Origin of the sequence: Halopiger djelfimassiliensis (assembly GCF_000455365.1) — an archaeon.
Taxonomy (GTDB): Archaea; Halobacteriota; Halobacteria; order Halobacteriales; family Natrialbaceae; genus Halopiger_B; species Halopiger_B djelfimassiliensis.
Genome location: NZ_HG315685.1, coordinates 175,514 through 193,320, shown reverse-complemented (window position 1 = coordinate 193,320; position 17,807 = coordinate 175,514). Strand labels below are relative to the sequence as shown.

The window sequence follows — 17,807 nt, the reverse complement described above, 5'->3', positions numbered from 1 at the left end:
GGTTATTACCAATAGAAACAAGATTGACGGAGCCACGTACTGGGTGATACCACATTCGTCGCTCGCGGTCGAAAACTGGGCGAGAGGAGTAAGCCCCCTTCTGTTCGTCCCGGTATTCGGCTGAGCGTCCACGCCGTCCGCGGCAACGCCGCGGGGCGTTCGGGCTACCACGGCGCGGACTTGCACCGGTGAGGGTTCGCCGTTCCATCGATCCTCGGCCGTTCGTGCGGATCTCGACGGTTGCGGACGGCGGATACCCCGCCCGCTTGCTGTCGAACCCGCCACGTTCCCTCTGCGGGTTAGCTCCCGTTCCTTACGGTCGGGTTCGCACGCGTCATCGGTCGGGCCGAGACGTGTCGTTTCTGTTCCAGCGCCAGCGGTCTCCCGCTCCGGACTTGCGTCCGGTCACCTGCCCGAACAGGTGGGGGGACTTTCCTCGCGGGCGTGAGCCGTCCGATCGGACGACCCACGTTGGGTGGCCACACCGGTTTCGGTATGGCCATCGCGGCGACCGGGCTCTCTCTCCCAGTTCCCGTAGGGCCGTGGACCGAATAAGTCCCTCGGTCACGCGAGCCCGAACGCGACGGGCGGTGAGAAACGCCATCGTACGCACGCGGTAGTACGGCAATTATTTAGTTTATATGTGTGTTCGTGACACTGCCATGGTTGATGATACCAATCGATCGTCTTCCGGAGTCGACGAACGCGAATCGAGTGGACGGACGCGGCGACGAGTGCTCGAGACAACGGCAGCCACAACCACCGGGGCGGTCGGTCTGGCGGTCACAGGCGGGACCGTCTCCGCCGGCGAGGTCAAAGACTGCAAGGACTGGCAGGTCTCTCCGCGGGAGTATCCGACGATCGATCTGACACACGACGATCCCGCTCCGCCCGAACGATCCGAGGAGGAACTCTGCATTTACGTCCACGGCTGGAAGGGACAGAAACAACGCGGCGACCAGGCGTATACGCTCGATCAAGCGCTGCAGGAGGCCGGTTACGACGAACGAATCGTCGCTGCGTCGTGGGACTCCGATACGCTGAACTTCTGGGATGCCGAAAGCAACGCCGACACCGCAGGCGTTCGACTCGGTCGCTGTCTCCGACAGACGATGCAAGGAGAGACGAACGAGACCGTCCGCGCCGTCGGCCACTCGCTCGGGTCGCGGGTGGTACTCGCCGCACTGGCAGAGCTCGAGGGCGACGCAGCCCTCGAGACAGTCTCGCTGATCGGTGCGGCCGTCACGGATGATTCGGTCTGTACGGACGGGCGGTACGCGACGGGGATCAGAACGAGCGCCGAGAACGTCTACAGCTACCGTTCCGAACGTGACGAGACGGTCTGTACGCTCTACGATTTCAGCACGATCGGTGACGGTCTGGGCTGTGAGGGAGCGGATTGTGGGAGCTGGTGGTCGGACGGCGAGACGCCGAGCAACTACTTCGAAGTCGACGTCACGGAGTCCGTTCCCGGCCACTGTAAGTACTTCCAACACAACCGGTCGTACGGCTGTGCGGACCGGATCGTCGACGATTTCGACGGGTCCGGCTGAGGGACCTGTTAGGCCCGTGAACCGTCGCCGGTCGAATCGGCGAGCGATCGACAGGCCGGTGTCCGGAGACATCGCGACGGCTAACTAATTTCACGATCCGGGGACGCGAATCCCCTCACGGTCGCCGTTACGCCCGGGGCTCGAGACGAATGGAAGCGTTTTAGGACGACTGTTCCCATGTACATCTGTATGTCCCAGCGACAGGGCGTCGACCTCTCCTACGAAGACGGTGCACGCGCCGTCGAACTCGCGCGTGAAGCCGTCGAATCTTACGTCGAACACGGACAACGAGAACAACCGGGCAGTATGCGGGAAGCCTTCTACGAACGGACCGGCGCATTCGTCCGTCTCGAATCCACACGGGGCCGGGGCAGCCTACGGGGCTGTGCCGGCGGCTACCGATCGGGCGAACAGCTCGGTCACGTGATCGTCGACGCGGCGATCGAAGCCGCAAGCGAGGATTCCTGTGGCTCCGAGGTAAGCCCCTCCGAGTTGCCGAACCTCACCGTCTCCGTCTGTGCGGTCAAAAACGTCGTTCTCACCGACGATCCGCTGGCCGACCTGGAACTGGGCACCCACGGCGTCGCCATCGACGGCGGCGAAGGCGGCTGGCTCTATCCGACGGTACCGGTCGAAAACGGCTGGAGCGAACGGGAATACCTCGATCGAACCTGCCGGAAGGCAAAGCTCGCGCCAGGATCCTGGCAGGACGACGACGTCGTCGTCACGCTGTTTGAAGGGCAGGTCTTCCGCGAGCGGGAAGCCGACGGCAGTATCGAAGAGCTCTGAGAGCGGGCCGTCGCCTCGTCATCGATTTTCACGCGGTCGAGGAAGATCACAGCAGGACTGGAAGTCACGGAGCCGAGTCGAACCCGACCGCGTCGGCATCGGCCAGACACCGCTGGCTCGCCGCCTCGAGATCGAACTCCCGGACGGGTTCGCCGTCCCGGACGAGGGGCTCGAGCAAGGCGTCGGCGTCTTCGGGTCCGTCACGGTCGGCCAGAGCGACGTGGTGGCCGCCGTCGGCGGTTCGATAGACCTCCTTGACGCCGGAGAGTTTCCCGCGCTTGGAGATCGGTTCGCCGTCGATTTCGACGATGTCGAGGCTGAAATCGACCGGGTTCCGGTTTGTGATGTGGCTTCCGACGCCGAAACCGTCGGCGACGTCCCGTAGCTCCCGGAGTTGTTCGGGTCCGAGCCCGCCGCTACAGAAGACGTCGACGTCCTCGAGGCCGCGTGCGTCGAGTTCCCAGCGGACTTCGCGGATGATGTGTCGGAAATCGCCGCGGCGGGAGCTCGTGGTGTCGATGCGAACGCCGTCCAGATCCTCACCCAGCGTCTCGGCCGCGAGCAGACTCTCGCTGACCTCGTCCCAGAAGGTATCGACAAGCGCGATTCGAGGGACGTCCTCGGGGACCGCCTCGTCGAACGCCCGCCAGGCAGCGTCCTGATTCCCCTCGCCGAAACAGAACATGAGCGCGTGTGGCATCGTTCCACCCGGTTCCCGATCCAGAATCTCGCCCGCCGCGACGTGGGAGAACCCGTCGAGGCCGGCGAGCAACGAGGCCCGTTCGACCGTCGACGCGATCGACGGATGGACGTGTCGCGCACCGAACGACAGGACGAGCGACTCGGGGGCCGCCAGCCGCGCCTCGAGCGCGGCCGTCGCGAACCCGCTTGGCTGGGACAACAACCCGAGCAGGGCGGTCTCGAGTTCGGCGAACTCGAGGTACGGCCCCTCGATTCGCACGACCGGCCCGCCGTCGAACAGTTGGCCGTCCGGCAGTGCGTCGACGTCGACGGCGCGGCCGTCGAAGAGGGTTGCGACGTCCGCGATGCCGGTAACGACCTCGAAGGAGCCGGTGGGGAACTGATCCGCGGTTACCTCGGCGACCACGTGTGGGTTTGTTTCCGCGTGCTCGAGGGTCGCGCGGGTGCGCTCGAAGTACGCGTCCGTCGCGGTCCCATCGAGAATCGCCTCTGACGGGACGGTTCCGAACGGGTTTGACATATCGTCGATTTCCCGTGGGAGGCAAAAAAGCTACCCGTCTACGGCCGTGTTTCGCGTCCTCGCGGTCGAGTCGAACGGCGCTGGAGACGGCGGCCCGTCGGTTCCTGCCCGGTCGAGCGACGGAGTCCGAGCCACGGTGTCGACGGCACGGAACGTGTCGCGGCGCCGAACGGCGAAAATCAGGATCCCCGCTCCGAGAGCCGCGACTCCGACGCCGACGATCCCGGCCCCGTGGCCGGCGATCACGCCGCCGGCCTCGCTGTCGTCCTCGTCGGCCGTGCCCTCGATCTCGAGGGTGTCCTCACCCGCCGGTGGGGTACCGGCGTGGACGGCCCCGAGGTCGTCGACCGACGGTGCACGCACGATCGTCACCGTCTCGCCGTCGCGATCGAGGTAGTACGCGCCGGGATACTCGTCGTCGATCACGTACGTGTCCTGCTGGTCCGCCACGGGTTCGGCGCCGTAGGCCTCGAGCAACTGGAGGTAGCCGTCGACGAACTGCTGGGAGTCCTCGCTCGACTCCCACGCGGTCCGCCAGACGTAGCCGGTGTGATCGACCGCGTCGTACACCGCGGTCGCTTCATCGGCCTCGTCGCTAACGTAGGTGACGAGCCGGTCGCCAGCCCAGCCGTCCGTGTAGGGCTGATCGTAGTCCAGTCCCAGATCGGCCTCGATGAACTCGTCGGATTCGATCACCGACGGCCGGGAGGTATCACGAACGCCTGCGGCAAACATCGCAGCCATCCCCGCTTCGCCGACCGTCTCGCTTGCGACCTCGCCGTCGACCTCGTACTGTCGCCACGTGTCGTTCGAGCGATCCGGCACCTCGATGGGTTCGGGATCGCGGTCCGTACCCGGGTGGATCACCGCCGACGAACTCGCCGGCGGGTTCTCGTAGGCGTCGTTGACTGCCGTCCAGCCGCCGCGCTCGAGCAGGGAATCGACGTAGTCGGGACCGTCGTCGTAGGGCTGGTAGACGGCGAAGTACAGCCCCCAGTTGATGTCGGAAAACGGTGCTTGGCTCGACGATCCCGGGTCAAGACAGGCCCATTCGGCCTCACAGCGGCTGTCGTACTCGGCTTCGACCCACGACGCATCGCCCTCGATGAGCCCGTTTCTGGCGTTATCCTGATCGAACGTCTCCCGCTGGATACTCGCCAGATCGAACTGCTGGTCCTGCAGGGCGTGAACCAGTTCGTGGGCGAGAACCGTCTCGTCCAGTTCGGGCGATCCGGGCGTGTCGGAGACGAGAACGATCCGGTCGGTTCCGGGCTCGTAGTAGCCCTCGACGGCGCCGCCGTACAGGCCCTCGGCGGCGTCGGTGGCGTCGGTGTTTCGATCGACCATAAACAGCGCCTCGTAGTTGACGTTCTGGTGGAGCTGTTCGGTCTCGGTTATGTCGGTAAAGCGGTCCCCGCTGTCGGCTCGGTACTCCTCGCGGGAGACCACCTCGACGGATACCTCGTTCTCGTAGGTCAGGTTGCGGATCACCTCGACGCGAGCCATCGCCCGCGAGACGACCGGCTCGAGTTCGTCCGTCTCGAGGGTGGCGTCGGAGCGGTCGTCGACGGACAGTTCGTCGTCGTACCAGTAGCCGTCGACGTAGCCGAGAGTCTCGTTCGTCGAGGGATCGGTTGGGCGGTCGTCGGCCCGCGGGGCGTCGGTCGACTCCATCGACGAATCCTCCGTCGAATCGACCGACGAGTCGTCGGTCGGCGCATCCGAGACGGCCGGCAGGAAACCGCCGACTGCCGCGACCGAGAGCGCAACGACGACGACTGCAACGAGGGCGACGAGCAACCGCGTTCGCATCGAGTTCATGGGGACGGGATAGCGATCCGTACGAAAGCGAGTGTAAAAAGGACGACGATCGGATCGGTACGGGTCACGAACGTTTTTACCGCCGCCTTCGTAGCATCACGTATGCCCACCGAACTCGAGCCACAACGCACGGCGGTGGTCGTCGTCGACATGCAAAACGGCTTCTGTCACCCCGACGGTTCGCTGTACGCGCCGGGCAGCGAGGCGGTCATCGAACCGATCGGCGATCTGGTCGACCGGGCCACGGAAGCCGGGGCGACGATCGTCTATACGCGCGACGTTCACCCGCCCGAGCAGTTCGACGATGCCTACTACTACGACGAGTTCGAGCAGTGGGGCGAGCACGTTCTCGAGGGCTCGTGGGAGGCCGAGGTGGTCGACGAACTACCCGTCGACGAGGCCGACCACGTCGTCGAAAAACACACCTACGACGCGTTCCAGAAGACGGAGTTCGAGGGCTGGCTGAACGCCCGCGGGATCAACGATCTGGTATTCTGTGGCACGCTCGCGAACGTCTGTGTCCTGCATACGGCCGGAAGCGCCGGGCTTCGTGATTTCCGGCCGATCCTCGTCGAGGACTGCATCGGCTACATCGAACAGGACCACCGCGAGTACGCCCTCGAGCACGCCGAGTGGCTGTTCGGCGAGGTCACGACCGGCGACGACCTCGCGTTCGGGTGAGTCCGTCCGTGAGTTTTTATCGTCGCCGCCGAAAGGACCGGTATGGACGATCGCACGGAACGGACCGCGGACCGGTCCCGCGACGAACTCGAGCGAACTCCCGGGGCTTCGAACGGCGGTGACGACGGATGGCGCTGACGGAGCGACGGCTCCGGACGATGTACGCGGCCGGAATCGCGCTCAACGTCGTCGCACTGGTCGCCGCGGCCTCGAACGGGGCGACGCTGTACGCCGGGACCTTCGGTCTCGTCGTGGCGTACCTCGGGCTCCGGTACTGGATGGTCGCCCGGTAATAGAGGCCGGAGTCGTACAGGGGGAACGATATCCCCGCCGGGATCGACGAACATCGTAAATGGAACCGCTCCCGCCCGCCGTCGAACCAGTCATCTACTGTTACTTCCTGCTGGTCGCGGCCGTCGGGTGTTACCTCCATGCGCGGCTCTGGATCGGCGCTCGAGGCCCAGGCGGCGGTGACGGTGCGTCGAATCCGAACTCACCCGACCCCGAGACGTGACCGACTACGCGTCCGCATCGCGGAGTTCGTCCCACGTCCGGAGGTTCCCGCCGTGCTCGTCGACGAACCCCTCGGCATCCTCGCGATCGGAGAACGGGACGATGTCTTCGCCCATCGCGCCCTCGATGCCGCTGTCGACGACGAACTCGAGCGTCGTCGCGTCGGCAAAGGCCGCGGCGTTTGCATGCGTCGAGATGTAGGTCGTTCCCTCGCGCTCAAGCAACTCGTAGTCGACGCTCGAGTAGTCGGTGACGAACGCCGCACGAAGCTCCCAGCCGCGGGATCGGCGTTCGCGGTGGTAGACGAGGAGTTCGGCGATGCTGTCGAACCGGGCCGGCCCGTCGCGGTCGTCGGGCTTGCCGTCGGCGTAGTAGAGCTGTCCGGCCGGGCCGTAGTGGTCCGCGATCAGCATCCCGCAAACGTCGCATTCCTGCCCGTCGGTCAGTGCGATCGGGTCCGCCGACACCGGTTCGGAGTCGTCGTCGCCGCCCAGACACCCCGCGAGGGTGGCGGCGGCGAACGAGGCTGTCCCGGCGAGGAAACGCCGCCGGAGCCGATCCGGCATCGGTCGGTCGCTGTCGTGATCGTGGCGTCGTCTACGCGCGTCGTTTCGTATCATACCCGTCGCCTCCGTATCGCAAGCGCCGCAAGCACGATCGGCAGGGCCGCCCAGGCGAGCAGCGCGCCGACGAGAACGCCCGTCGTGAGTCCGGACTCGGCGAGGACGCTCGCGAACCCGGCGTCGCCGCTTGCTCCCAGCGAGCCGAGGACGAGCGCCCGGAAGACGCCGGTCGGGTTCGCGAGCAACAGCGCCGAAACGGCCGTCTCCGGGAGGTCGAACGCCGCGATCAGCCCCAGCCCGAGCAGGTCGTGGACGAGGACGAACCACGCCCAGACGAGCAGCGAAACCCCGAGCGCGTGGGTCTTCTCGCGGGCCAGCGTCGAGACGAGCACGCCGACCGCGAGAAAGGCGAGTCCGAGTCCGACGCTGGCAAGCAGGAAGATCACGTAGGCATCGACACCGCCGAGCCCGTGTTCCCGCACGAGGAAGCCGCCCGCGACGCCGAACCCGATGATCGTCGCGCTCGCGAAGACGACCGCCCGACCGAGCGCCGTCCCGACGACGAGCCAGGCGCGGTCGACCGGCAACGCAAACAGCGTCTGGAGCCAGCCGGTCTCCTCGCGGCCGACCACGGCGTCGTAGCTGACGGCGAGTGCGACGAGCGGGACGAGATAGACTGCGAGCACCGCCAGACTCGCGACCGTCCGCTCGAACCCCTCGGGGCTGACGCTCGAGCCGCTGAACGTCGTCAATCCGAGCGCGAAGGCGGCAAAGATAACCGTCAGCGCGATCGCCCACCGGCCCCGGACCGCGAGCCGGTACTCGGTCTCGGCGACGACCAGCAGTTGTCGGTACCAGTCGCCGGAGCCGGTTTCCCGTCCAGTCTTCCGATCGACCGCGGCGGCGGTCGCCGTATCGTAGCCGCCGTCCGGTTGTATCGACGAGTCGGCGGCCGCGTCCTCGATCCGACGGTCCGTGTCAGTCATGGCGCGGTCACCTCCGTACTCGCCTTTTGGTCGGCATCGGCATCCGCGAGCGCCTCGTGGAACGCCGCCTCAAGGCCCGGTTCCCGGACCTCGAACCGCTCTACAAGGTCTGACTCGAGCGTCGAGAGCCGTTCGAACGCGATCTCGCGATCGCAAACGACCTCGATCGCGTCGCCGGTGTCCGCCACGTCGCCCCAGTCCTGCACGGCTTCGAAGAGCCGGTCCCGAGATTCGCATCCGGGGTCTCCCGCTGGCTGGAGGGAGACGGTGACGCCGTCGCCGGCGTCGGCCCGCAGCTCGTCGACGTCGCCGACCGCACGCAACTGTCCGTCCTGCAGGATCGCGACCTCGTCACAGAGGCGTTCGACCTCCCCCAGCACGTGCGAGGAGAGGACGACTGTGGCGTCGGTCTCGCGACCGATGCGTTCGATGATCTCGTGGAACGCGGTGACGCCGCGGGGATCGAGCCCGGCAGTCGGTTCGTCGAGGACGAGCACCGGCGGTTCGGGAAGCAGCGTCGCCGCGAGTCCGAGCCGTCGACCCATCCCGTTGGAGTACCCCTCGACCGGGCGGTCGGCGGCGTCGCCCAGCCCCACCGTCTCGAGCACGTCGTCGATCCGCCGTGTTCGGGCCTCGAGCCCGCGGATGCGTGCGTGGACGTCGAGCACTTCCCGACCGGTCATCGACGGCGGGAAGCCGGCGTGTTCGGGCAGGAAGGCGACGCGTTCGCGGACCCGGTGGCCCGCCTGCTGAACGTCGAGGCCGCCGACCTCGATCCGACCCTCGTCGGGCCGGTCGTGGCCGACCAGCAACTCGAAGAGCGTCGTCTTTCCCGCGCCGTTCGTCCCGAGGACGCCGAACGTCGACCCGGACGGGATCGTAACCGAAGGCCCGTCGAGGGCGACGACGTCGCCGTATCGCTTGCGTACGTCAGTGATCGTGATCTGCATAGTAGTCCCTCCAGTTGTCGTGAGGTGGGTCGGCGAGCGGTCGCTGGTCGACGATGCCGGGCGATTCGAGGACCGGAAACGAGCTCTCGGCCATCCGGACCGCGTCGAACGCCGGACTTTCCGCGAAGGCCGCCGCCTGCGGGCGCTCGTGGACGAGGCGTTCGACGGTGCCGGCGGGCCGGTACCGGGTGTCGCCGATCCCGTCGCTGTCGACGTCGACCGTCCGTGCCTCGGCCCAGTAGTTGCCCCGCTCGGAGCCGTTCCAGTTCAGCTGGGAGTTCGTCTCCGCGAACGCGGCCTCGCCGTTTCGGATGAAGCTGTTGCCCGCTACCAGTTCGTTGCTGCTGCCGGCGGTGGTGTGGACGCCGACGTCGTTCTCGAGCAAGAGGTTGTCCACGAGTCGGTTCCCCAGGGCGTTGTAGACGAAGAGTCCGTTGTCGTTGCCGACGAGTTCGTTGCCGACGATCTCGCTGTCCTCGACGTCTTTCAGCAGGATACCGTGGCCGCTCGTGCCGTCGTTGTTGACCGCGACGTTGTCCCGCATCGTCAGTTCGGACGACACCATCAGCGCGAAGCCGACGTCGTTGTCGAAGGCGACGTTGTTCTCGAGGCGGTTGTCGTTCGAGTACATGTAGTGGACGCCGTAGCGCATGTTCCACATCGTGTTGCCCTCGGCGACGACACCCTCGGCCCACTGGTAGTAGATGCCGTCGCGGACGATCGTGATCGAGTTGTTCGTCAGTTCGGCGTCGGTCGTCTCCCAGAGGTGGATGCCGTTGCCCCGCTGGGCCGTCGGGACGTCCTCGCGGCCGGCGATGATCGTGTCCTCGACGGTCGCGCCGTCGACGCTCCCGATCCAGACGCCGAAGGCGACGTCGGTCACCCGAAGCGCCGACAGCGTCGCGTTCGACCCGTTGACGAAAACGCCGCTGTCGTCGACGTTTTTGTCGTAGCCGGAGTTGCGGATCCAGACGCCCTCGAGGGTCACGTCATCGGCGACGATCTCGACGACCGTTCCCCCCTCGCCGCCGTCGATCACCGCACCGTCACGCTCGAGCGCCTCGAGCGTAACGCCGGGCGTATCGACGGTGACACGCTCGTCGAATCGGCCCTCGAGAACGATCGTGTCGCCGGGACCGGCGGCGTCGACGGCCGCCTGCACGGAGTCGAACTCCCGGTCTCCGAGCGTCGCGACGCCGTCGTCGGGTGGCTCGGCCACGTCGTGAACGTCGGGAACGTCCGCGCTCCAGTCCGCGACGCTTTCGTCCTGCTGTGACTCGTCCGTCGCGGAGACGACCGCGCCGACCAGCGAGCAGGCGAGCACGATCGCGGCGACGACCGCGAAATAGCGTTCGTTCACGGCGGTTCACCGTCCGTCGAGTGCTTTCGATTGCGGCGGTCGGTCGAAGACGATCCGTCCCTCGCGGGGGCGGTTCCGCCGTCGGTCTCGAGGGGCGGCCGTCCGTCGGCACCCCGTCCGGACTCTCCGTCGCGGTCGGTCCGATCGTCTCCGCCTCCGGAGCGCCGAACGCGGTCCCGGAGCCGCCTCGAGCCGTCGCGGACCAGCGCCGGGAGGTCCGTGATCGTGGCCGTCGAGTCCCGCAGGCGGAACGCGACGGCAAGCAGGACGACGGCCAGGACGAGCATGTAACCGCCCGGGCCGAACCAGGCGTTGCCGCTGATGTTGGCGACCTCGTAGCTGCCGAGCAGCGGCGGGGTGAACCCGCTGACGCCGTTGAGCGGGGCGTCCGGATCGAGGGAGTGGCCGGCCTGGTAGAGCCGGTACTGAATGATCGCGGCCATCGTTCCGAAGACCACGACCGTCCCGGCGAACAGGGCGGTCACGCCGCGTTCGATCTTCCCGCGTGGCAGCAGCGAGACGACGACGGAGACCACGGCCATACCGACGAACGCCACCGGTCCGAGCACCCATTCGGGGACGTCGATGGCGTTCTCGTGGACGTCGTAGTTGGGGTCGACGTACACCGGATCCGGGTAGTAGAACCCGACGTACTTGTTGAGCGCGTGGACTTCCTGAAAGTCGCCGCCGATCCGCGGACGGGCGTACAGTTCGACGACGAGGGTCTCGACGTACTGGGGCGCATCGAACGTGATCCGCCACACCGGTACCGTCAGCGCGAGCAGGAACAGTCCCGCCGCTGTCAATGGCAGCGCGCGTCGGAGTTCGGTCAGCCGCGTGAGCCGGGACGTAGTCATGGTGGGATCACTCCGCTGGTTCGACGATCAGCCGCGAACGCATCTCCATGTGCAGTGCGCTACAGAAGAACGCACAGTACATCCAGTAGACGCCCGGTTCGTCGGCAGTGAACGTCACCTCGCGGGTGTCCTGCGGTGCGAGCTTGAGGTTGATATCGTACTCCGGAATCGCCAGCGAGTGGAGGATGTCCGGAGTCCGCTCGATGTTGGTGACGGTAAACGTCACCTCGTCACCCTCCTGAACGGTGACGTCCTCGAAGCCGAACTCGTTACGCATCGAGTACATCCGCACGTGGACGCGACCGTCCTCGCGAGTGATCTCGGAGTCCTCTCCCCCGACGAACTCCGCGTCGTAGTCGGCGGGGTCGTAGACGTCGGCAGGATTGATCTTGTCCGCGCTGACGATCGAGGCGTCGTGTGGCTCGGCGTAGGAGGGGGTGTCCTTTACGAGCTTCATTCCCTCGTCGTCGTCCCCGATGTAGATCAGCTGGTCGTTCTCCGGTTTCATCGGCCCCACGTTCAGGAACCGATCCTTCGAGAGCTTGTTCAGCGAAATCAGCCAGTCCCCCTGCGGGTCGGCCGTGTAGGACTCGGCGGCGATCAGGTGGCCGGGGTTGTAGTGAACGCTGATCCTCTCGACGACCGCCGGCGACTCCTTCTCATCGTCGGGGTCCGGTTCCTCCTCCGGATACGCCTCGACGGCCGCTTCGATGTCCCACTTGACGACCTCCGAGTCGATGAACAGCGTCGTGTAGGCGTGCCCGCGGCCGTCGTAGGCCGTATGCAGCGGCCCCATCCCGAGGTTCGGGCGAGCGACGATCGACTCGTTGGGGTCGTCAGCCTCGCCGAGGGTCTCGATGTCGATGACCGACGCCGTCGGATCGAGCTTCCCGCTGGCGATTGCGTACTTTCCGTCCGGCGTGACGCTGATCCCATGGGGGCTCTTGGCGACGTCGACGTAGCGGACGATCGGACGATCGCCGTCGTTCAGCGGGCTGTCTCGGGTACCGTCGACGACCGGAACGCCGCCGATCTCCTCGTACTCGCCGTTCTCGACGGCCTCCTCGATCGCGGGCACGTCGAAGGCCTTGACCCAGTCGGTGTCGGAAGCGGACATCTCGCTTTCGGAGACGCCGCTTTCGCTGTTGTACCCCGTCGCGAAGAACCAGCGGCCCTCCTTGCCGCTGTCGGCGTTGTCCATGTTCCCGTCGACTTCGACCTCCCACTCGACGTTCATCGTCTCGGGGTCGATCGCCGCGAGGACGGACGTGTATGCGTCGGGATCGTCGAGATCACGGCCGTCGTTGGGCATCGGGACGCGGAGTTCGCCGACCCCGAAGACGTACTTCGTATCCGGCAGCAGACAGCAGGCCCCGTGGGTCCCTTGCTGGTTTGGCACGTCAACGATGGCGTCCGTCTCGAAGTACTCCAGATCGACTCGAGCCATCCGTCCGTTCGCCTTGTCGTTGACGAACGCCCAGCGGCCGTCGTAGTCGTTGTCCGTCTGGCTCACGCGGGGATGGTGTGCGTCACCCCACGTATAGCCGCCCGCATCCTCGAGCATCTCACTGGTCCGGTTGTCGTAGCCGTACCCGCTCGCGCTGTCGGTCTGGAAGACGGGGATGCGCATCAACTGTCGCATCGACGGGACCCCGTAGACGCGGATCTCCCCCGATTGGCCCGCCCCGAGGAACGCGTAGTAGTCGTCGTGTTCCCCGGGCGGGACGTACGCGCCGACCTCCGAAGCCGACGCGAGGCTGTCGTCGTCGTCCTTGAGCAGACTCGTACAGCCGGCGAGCGATCCCATCGCACCGGCGGCTGCGCCGGCTTTCATGAAGTCGCGTCTCGGGATGCGGTCGAACAACGGCTCCCGGTCGGCCGCGTCGATCTCGTCGGTAGTCCGGTCGTCGGAAGGTGGCGTATCGGTCATGGTCCTGAACGGATGTCGAGTAGCGCCGGACGCTCGGCGCTCTCGATCATCACAGCAGACCGTCGGTACGCCGGGTTATTATAGCAAGAACGCGATTCCTACGGGACGAGAGCAATTCCTACCGGGTGGAAATACTCGCGAACTGGTTCGGCCCGGGATTGATACGAAGTCGGCCTTCGATGGCGATCGATCCGTCCACCGCCGCCTTACTCGTCGCGGAAGATCCGAAACGCACCCTGTCCCGTCGCGACCTCGCGCGTCTGCCCGTCGGGCGTCGTACTCTCGACCGTGACCTCGCTGACGCCGACGCTGCCCCCGACCCGGACGACCTCGGCCGTCGCCGACAGGTCGCCCGTCGCCGGCCGGAGGTAGTTGACGTTCAGGTTGATCGTCGCGATACTCGCACCGAAGGGATCCTCGAGTTCCGTCCGGAGCGAAAGACCGCCGACGGTGTCGATGAGCGTCGCGGCGACGCCGCCGTGGATGTCGGCCCGCCGGTCGGTAGCCGTGCTGGGGCGCGTGTTGGTCAGCTTCTCGTCGTACGGAATCGAGAGCGTCATCGTCCCGTCGCCGACGTCGTCGACGGTCGTTCCGAGCCACGAGAGGAACTCCTGATGCTCGTCGATGAAGTACTGGATGACCCCCCCGAAATCGTCGAACTCGTCGATCACCGCTTGCAGGTCGTCGGTCATGCCCTGTCGTCGGCGAGGCACTCCCTTTATCGCTGCGTTTCTCGGAGCACGCGTTGCAAACCGTTGTTACCCGTGGCGCATCGACGAGAGAGAAATCACGGTGAAAGAGCTATTGTAGCCTACCGAAAGGGTTTATCGACCCCGGACGATCCGTCGACCATGACAACCGAAAGACGGACCGTCCTTGCGCTCTCGGGAGCCTTTCTCGCGGGGCTTGCCGGCTGTGCGAGCGACGACGGCGACGATCCAACTGATGACGAACCCGACAGCGGCGACGAACCCGACGACAGCGCGTTCGACGAGTACGAAACGGACTTCCCGGAACTGGATCTCGTCACCGACCCCGGGATCGAATCGGACCTGCTGGCCGAACAGGTGCGTGGCAACGTCGCCGCTTCCCTCGCCGTTCTCGAGCAACTCCGCGAGGAGACCCCCGACGAGAACCTGTTTTTCTCGCCGTACAGCATCTCGGTCGCGCTGGCGATGACCTACGCCGGTGCGCGCGGCGAGACGGCCACGGAGATGGCCGAGACACTGCGGTACGAACTCGAGGGCGACGACCTTCACGCCGCCTTCGGCGCGCTCGAGCACGAGTTCGAGCGGCGAAACGAGGACGGGAAGACGGTCGAGACGCCGGAATGGGCCGGCGAGGAGACCGACGGAACCGAGGACGAACTCGGGTTCCAGCTCTCGAGTGCCAACACGGTCTGGCCCGAGGACGACTATCCCTTCGCCGAGGGCTACTTCGACCTGCTCGAGGCCTACTACGGGGCCGGCAAGCATCTGGTCGACTTCTCGGGGAGTCCGGAGGAGGCCCGCCAGGAGATCAACGAGTGGGTCGCCGATCGGACGAACGACCGGATCGAGGACCTCCTCCCGGAGGGATCGATCGACAGTTCGACGCGGCTCGTGTTGACCAACGCCGTCTACTTCCTCGCGGCCTGGGAGCACGACTTCGACCCCGCGGATACCGAGCCGGGGACGTTCACGAACCTCGACGGGAGCGAGACCGACCTCGACCTGATGTATCAGTCCGCGGAACTTCGGTACGCCGAAATCGACGGCCACCAGCTGGTCGAACTCCCCTACGCCAACGGGGACACGAGCATGGTCGTGATCCTCCCCGCGGCGGGCGAGTTCGAGTCCTTCGAGGAGACGTTCTCGGTCGACCGCCTCGGCGTCATGCTCGAGGAGATCGGTCGGCCGAAAGTCGATCTCACGTTCCCGAAGTTCGGCATCGAGTCCGAGTTCAGCCTCGTCGGAACGATGCAGAACCTCGGCATGACGCGGGCGTTCGACAATGGCAGTGCCGACTTCAGCGGGATGGTCGACGGGGATAGCAGCGGGTTGGCCATCGACGACATCCGGCACAAGAGCTTCATCGAGGTCGACGAGGAGGGAACCGAGGCGGCGGCCGCGACCGCAGTCGAAATGGATGAAGCCGCGCCGCCGGATCACGTCGAGATGACCGTCGACCGGCCGTTCCTCTTTTACATCCGGGATCGGCCCACGGAGACGCCGCTTTTCGTCGGCCGGGTCGTCGACGGCGAGTCCCTGCAATCCGAGTGATCCCCTAGGGCTCGCTCGAGCGGCTCCGGACGCGCACCCGTACCTCGTCGCCGACCGAGAACTCCCGGTCGGGACAGATCAGCTTCGCCCCGAAGTCGGCGTCCCGAGCGCAGAACGTCGAGAGACCCGTGATCGGCTCGCCGTTTGCCGTGACGACGATGTCGTCCCACGCGATCGTTCGGCCGTCGTCTCCGACGACGCCGAGCCGGTCGCCGTTCAGCGAGACGACGCCGGTCCCGCCGGAGCCGGCCAGCAGCCCACCCCCGTCGTAGTGTGGCAGGCCGCCGTCGAGGACGCCGCCGCTGTCGGCCCGAACGCCGACGAACGTCTCGCCCGGCGCGGGGTGAGAGGGTGCGTCGAGGACGGCGTAGGTCTCGCCGGTCGAGACGACCGTCCCGGTGCCGTCCCACGCGAGCGGCCGGATGTCGACGCCCAACTCGAGCGGGAGCGATCCCGACGCCCGGTACGGGTTCCGGTCGGAGGGTCGAACGCCGACGTGAAGGTGGTTGTCGACCCACGGGGCGAAAAACCCCGCCCGAACGAGTTCGCCAAGCGAGTCGCCCCGCTCGACGGAGTCGCCGGCCGTAACTGACGGTTCGACGTGGAGGATGCGGACCGTCATCCCTTCGAGCGCCGGGGGGCCGTCGGGTTCGATCAGGACGAGGTGATCGTGGTCGGGCGCGTACGGCTTCGACGGCGCGCGGACGGTGCTGGTCTCGGTGACGGTTCCCGAGACGGGACTGGGCGCGGCGGTCGTCCGGCCGTCCCCGAGCGTGCCGGGATAGAGGTCGATCGCGCAGCCGCCGTCGTGAGCCGGATACGGAGAATTGTAGAGCGAAAGCCGGTCGTACTGCCGGAGCACGGATGCTGGAACTGTGACGGCCATCGGTTCGTAACCCGGTTCGACTGGGTAGCGGGACGGTTTAGGTGCATCGCCACGAACCGCCGTGCATGCGAGTGTTCCGGGGTCGCGCGGAGACGGCTGCAGCCGACCGCGCGGTGAGCGACCGGCTCCTCTCGAGTGCCGCCGACGGCGAGTCGGCCGTCCGCGTCTGGGTACCCCACCGACAGGTCGCGTTCGGCCGCCGGGATAGCCGCTGTAAGGGGTATGATAACGCGCGCGAGGCCGCGCGCGAGCGAGGCTTTCCGCCGGTCGAACGCGGCGTCGGCGGTCGGGCCGTCGCCTACGACGGCGAGACGACGATCGCGTTCGCCCGCGCCGAACCGGTCGCGGACTTCAGGCGGGGGACCGGCGACCGCTACGAGCGGGTTACCGGCGCGATCGAACGCGCCCTGACGGAACTGGGGCTCGAAGTCGACCGCGGCGAACCCGACGACGCGTTCTGTCCCGGGACCCACTCGCTTTCGGTCGGCGGGTCGCGAGTTCGGCGAAAGGTCGTCGGCATCGCCCAGCGGGTCCGGCAAGACGCCGCGCTCACCGCCGGGATCGTCCTCGTCGACGGACGCGACGCGCTCGCTGCGGTCCTCGATGCCGTCTACGGCGCGCTCGACGTGCCGTTCGATCCCGATTCCGTGGGCACCGTCGCGGACGCCGGCGGCCCGTCCGACGCCGCGCTCGTCAGGGAGCGACTCGAGACGGCACTCGTCGGCGACGATCCGAACGTGACCCACGAGTCGATCGGCGATACTCCTACCGAGACGGAGTAGAAGGGCCGGTCCCGACTGGTGGGGACCGGGTGTCGGGACGTTGAGATGAGTAAGGTTTTCGGGTTCGACCGTGTTCGACTCGCGTATGGTCACACCATCGGACCGGACGGGGGCGGCGATTCGATGAGCGACGGGACGTCGACGCCGACGGCGGACCCGCGCTGGACCGAACTGCTCGAGGACACTGCGGAGATCGCCGACGAGTACCGAAACGCTGGCTGGGACGCCGTCGTCCTCGAGCCAAGCGACGTCTCGCCGAGCGAGCGGGCGGATCGGTTCGGGTTCGACGTCCGGGTCTCGGACGCGGAGTACGGTCTCGTCGAGACGCTCGTCGGCGGCGACGACGTCACCTTCGGGGACGCCGAGGTGTACTACCGACCGGCCGACGGCGAGGCCCGGCGGTTCGCCCTCGTCGTCGAACGCGACCGGGAAACCGAGACGGCAGTCTGTCTCCCGTTGACCTACTCGCTCGAGGAGTTTCGGCCGGTCTTCGAGACGGCGCTCCCGGCCGAGGAGTTGCTGGTGCACGTCCGCTCCGACAGGGACGCCGAAGCGGACGAAACCGACGATGCGAGCGACCGGTGGCTCACCTTCTCCCACGACGACCCGTCGCTGTTTCTCGAGGAGTCAGACGTTCGAAACTGGACAGGGGA

Annotated in this window: 18 protein-coding genes and 1 other RNA gene; 8 read left to right on the top strand and 11 right to left on the bottom strand. The window is 66.7% G+C overall.

Translation table 11 applies throughout. The features are described from left to right. Positions 1 to 81: 81 nt before the first annotated feature. Positions 82 to 470: RNase P RNA component (gene rnpB, locus TX80_RS11150), an RNA gene on the bottom strand. Between the two features lie 192 nt (positions 471 to 662). Between rnpB and TX80_RS06785 the strand changes: the two genes are divergently transcribed. Together TX80_RS06785 and TX80_RS06780 are read left to right on the top strand one after the other, a co-directional pair. Further along, positions 663 to 1,553 (top strand): alpha/beta hydrolase, encoded by an 891-nt coding sequence (locus TX80_RS06785; protein ID WP_154658598.1) that lies wholly within the window; start codon positions 663 to 665, stop codon positions 1,551 to 1,553. Positions 1,554 to 1,742: 189 nt separating this feature from the next. Beyond that, positions 1,743 to 2,342: a TIGR00296 family protein gene (locus TX80_RS06780; RefSeq protein ID WP_049923177.1), complete on the top strand. Its 600-nt coding sequence runs from the start codon at positions 1,743 to 1,745 to the stop codon at positions 2,340 to 2,342. A 64-nt stretch (positions 2,343 to 2,406) separates the two neighbouring features. Here TX80_RS06780 and TX80_RS06775 read toward each other — a convergent pair whose 3' ends face one another. Both TX80_RS06775 and TX80_RS06770 read right to left on the bottom strand, forming a co-directional pair. Beyond that, positions 2,407 to 3,564, bottom strand: a complete 1,158-nt coding sequence (locus TX80_RS06775) for a nicotinate phosphoribosyltransferase (RefSeq protein ID WP_049922373.1) — start codon at positions 3,562 to 3,564, stop codon at positions 2,407 to 2,409. A 30-nt stretch (positions 3,565 to 3,594) separates the two neighbouring features. Beyond that, positions 3,595 to 5,385 (bottom strand): Hvo_1808 family surface protein, encoded by a 1,791-nt coding sequence (locus tag TX80_RS06770; RefSeq protein ID WP_195893050.1) that lies wholly within the window; start codon positions 5,383 to 5,385, stop codon positions 3,595 to 3,597. 102 nt (positions 5,386 to 5,487) lie between these two features. Here TX80_RS06770 and TX80_RS06765 point away from each other — a divergent pair, with 102 nt between their 5' ends. From TX80_RS06765 to TX80_RS19355, 3 genes are all read left to right on the top strand, one after another. Continuing rightward, positions 5,488 to 6,066, top strand: coding sequence for a cysteine hydrolase family protein (locus tag TX80_RS06765; protein WP_049922372.1), 579 nt, complete (start codon positions 5,488 to 5,490; stop codon positions 6,064 to 6,066). A 128-nt stretch (positions 6,067 to 6,194) separates the two neighbouring features. Continuing rightward, positions 6,195 to 6,359, top strand: coding sequence for a hypothetical protein (locus TX80_RS18940; protein ID WP_154658597.1), 165 nt, complete (start codon positions 6,195 to 6,197; stop codon positions 6,357 to 6,359). Positions 6,360 to 6,418: 59 nt separating this feature from the next. Continuing rightward, positions 6,419 to 6,580, top strand: a complete 162-nt coding sequence (locus TX80_RS19355) for a hypothetical protein (protein WP_195893049.1) — start codon at positions 6,419 to 6,421, stop codon at positions 6,578 to 6,580. 4 nt (positions 6,581 to 6,584) lie between these two features. Here the strand turns inward: TX80_RS19355 and TX80_RS06760 are convergent, their stop codons facing one another. From TX80_RS06760 to TX80_RS06730, 7 genes are all read right to left on the bottom strand, one after another. Then, entirely contained in the window at positions 6,585 to 7,199 is a 615-nt protein-coding gene (locus tag TX80_RS06760) for a nitrous oxide reductase accessory protein NosL (RefSeq protein ID WP_326544628.1), read from the bottom strand. After that, positions 7,196 to 8,128, bottom strand: a complete 933-nt coding sequence (locus tag TX80_RS06755) for an ABC transporter permease (RefSeq protein ID WP_049922371.1) — start codon at positions 8,126 to 8,128, stop codon at positions 7,196 to 7,198. The genes TX80_RS06760 and TX80_RS06755 overlap by 4 nt, the downstream gene beginning before the upstream one ends. Continuing rightward, a complete protein-coding gene (locus tag TX80_RS06750; RefSeq protein WP_049922370.1) occupies positions 8,125 to 9,078 on the bottom strand; it encodes an ABC transporter ATP-binding protein in 954 nt (317 codons plus the stop codon). The genes TX80_RS06755 and TX80_RS06750 overlap by 4 nt, the downstream gene beginning before the upstream one ends. Then, complete coding sequence (nosD, locus tag TX80_RS06745; protein ID WP_049922369.1) at positions 9,059 to 10,438, bottom strand: nitrous oxide reductase family maturation protein NosD; 1,380 nt, start codon at positions 10,436 to 10,438, stop codon at positions 9,059 to 9,061. The genes TX80_RS06750 and nosD overlap by 20 nt, the downstream gene beginning before the upstream one ends. After that, the gene (locus TX80_RS06740; RefSeq protein ID WP_049922368.1) at positions 10,435 to 11,295 is read right to left on the bottom strand and encodes a hypothetical protein; all 861 of its coding nucleotides are present in this window, start codon (positions 11,293 to 11,295) and stop codon (positions 10,435 to 10,437) included. The genes nosD and TX80_RS06740 overlap by 4 nt, the downstream gene beginning before the upstream one ends. A gap of 7 nt (positions 11,296 to 11,302) precedes the next feature. Beyond that, positions 11,303 to 13,225 (bottom strand): TAT-dependent nitrous-oxide reductase, encoded by a 1,923-nt coding sequence (gene nosZ, locus TX80_RS06735; RefSeq protein ID WP_049922367.1) that lies wholly within the window; start codon positions 13,223 to 13,225, stop codon positions 11,303 to 11,305. 206 nt (positions 13,226 to 13,431) lie between these two features. Then, a complete protein-coding gene (locus TX80_RS06730) occupies positions 13,432 to 13,917 on the bottom strand; it encodes a PaaI family thioesterase (protein ID WP_049922366.1) in 486 nt (161 codons plus the stop codon). 159 nt (positions 13,918 to 14,076) lie between these two features. On the opposite strand from TX80_RS06730, the gene TX80_RS06725 reads away from it, so the two are divergent. Beyond that, positions 14,077 to 15,486 (top strand): serpin family protein, encoded by a 1,410-nt coding sequence (locus TX80_RS06725; RefSeq protein ID WP_049922365.1) that lies wholly within the window; start codon positions 14,077 to 14,079, stop codon positions 15,484 to 15,486. Between the two features lie 4 nt (positions 15,487 to 15,490). Here the strand turns inward: TX80_RS06725 and TX80_RS06720 are convergent, their stop codons facing one another. Next, on the bottom strand, positions 15,491 to 16,372 hold the full coding sequence (locus TX80_RS06720) for a hypothetical protein (protein ID WP_049922364.1): 882 nt from the start codon (positions 16,370 to 16,372) through the stop codon (positions 15,491 to 15,493). 65 nt (positions 16,373 to 16,437) lie between these two features. Here TX80_RS06720 and TX80_RS06715 point away from each other — a divergent pair, with 65 nt between their 5' ends. Then, complete coding sequence (locus TX80_RS06715; RefSeq protein ID WP_049922363.1) at positions 16,438 to 17,154, top strand: lipoate--protein ligase family protein; 717 nt, start codon at positions 16,438 to 16,440, stop codon at positions 17,152 to 17,154. Positions 17,155 to 17,277: 123 nt separating this feature from the next. Next, positions 17,278 to 17,807 (top strand): DUF7529 family protein (locus TX80_RS19350; RefSeq protein ID WP_081661560.1); only part of this gene is annotated, 530 nt, incomplete at its 3' end.

Coding starts and splice junctions, on each gene's coding strand:
- TX80_RS06785 (WP_154658598.1), top strand. CDS start 663: ATGGTTGATGATACCAATCGATCGTCTTCCGGAGTCGACGAACGCGAA.
- TX80_RS06780 (WP_049923177.1), top strand. CDS start 1,743: ATGTCCCAGCGACAGGGCGTCGACCTCTCCTACGAAGACGGTGCACGC.
- TX80_RS06775 (WP_049922373.1), bottom strand. CDS start 3,564: ATGTCAAACCCGTTCGGAACCGTCCCGTCAGAGGCGATTCTCGATGGG.
- TX80_RS06770 (WP_195893050.1), bottom strand. CDS start 5,385: ATGAACTCGATGCGAACGCGGTTGCTCGTCGCCCTCGTTGCAGTCGTC.
- TX80_RS06765 (WP_049922372.1), top strand. CDS start 5,488: ATGCCCACCGAACTCGAGCCACAACGCACGGCGGTGGTCGTCGTCGAC.
- TX80_RS18940 (WP_154658597.1), top strand. CDS start 6,195: ATGGCGCTGACGGAGCGACGGCTCCGGACGATGTACGCGGCCGGAATC.
- TX80_RS19355 (WP_195893049.1), top strand. CDS start 6,419: ATGGAACCGCTCCCGCCCGCCGTCGAACCAGTCATCTACTGTTACTTC.
- TX80_RS06760 (WP_326544628.1), bottom strand. CDS start 7,199: ATGATACGAAACGACGCGCGTAGACGACGCCACGATCACGACAGCGAC.
- TX80_RS06755 (WP_049922371.1), bottom strand. CDS start 8,128: ATGACTGACACGGACCGTCGGATCGAGGACGCGGCCGCCGACTCGTCG.
- TX80_RS06750 (WP_049922370.1), bottom strand. CDS start 9,078: ATGCAGATCACGATCACTGACGTACGCAAGCGATACGGCGACGTCGTC.
- TX80_RS06740 (WP_049922368.1), bottom strand. CDS start 11,295: ATGACTACGTCCCGGCTCACGCGGCTGACCGAACTCCGACGCGCGCTG.
- nosZ (WP_049922367.1), bottom strand. CDS start 13,225: ATGACCGATACGCCACCTTCCGACGACCGGACTACCGACGAGATCGAC.
- TX80_RS06730 (WP_049922366.1), bottom strand. CDS start 13,917: ATGACCGACGACCTGCAAGCGGTGATCGACGAGTTCGACGATTTCGGG.
- TX80_RS06725 (WP_049922365.1), top strand. CDS start 14,077: ATGACAACCGAAAGACGGACCGTCCTTGCGCTCTCGGGAGCCTTTCTC.
- TX80_RS06720 (WP_049922364.1), bottom strand. CDS start 16,372: ATGGCCGTCACAGTTCCAGCATCCGTGCTCCGGCAGTACGACCGGCTT.
- TX80_RS06715 (WP_049922363.1), top strand. CDS start 16,438: ATGCGAGTGTTCCGGGGTCGCGCGGAGACGGCTGCAGCCGACCGCGCG.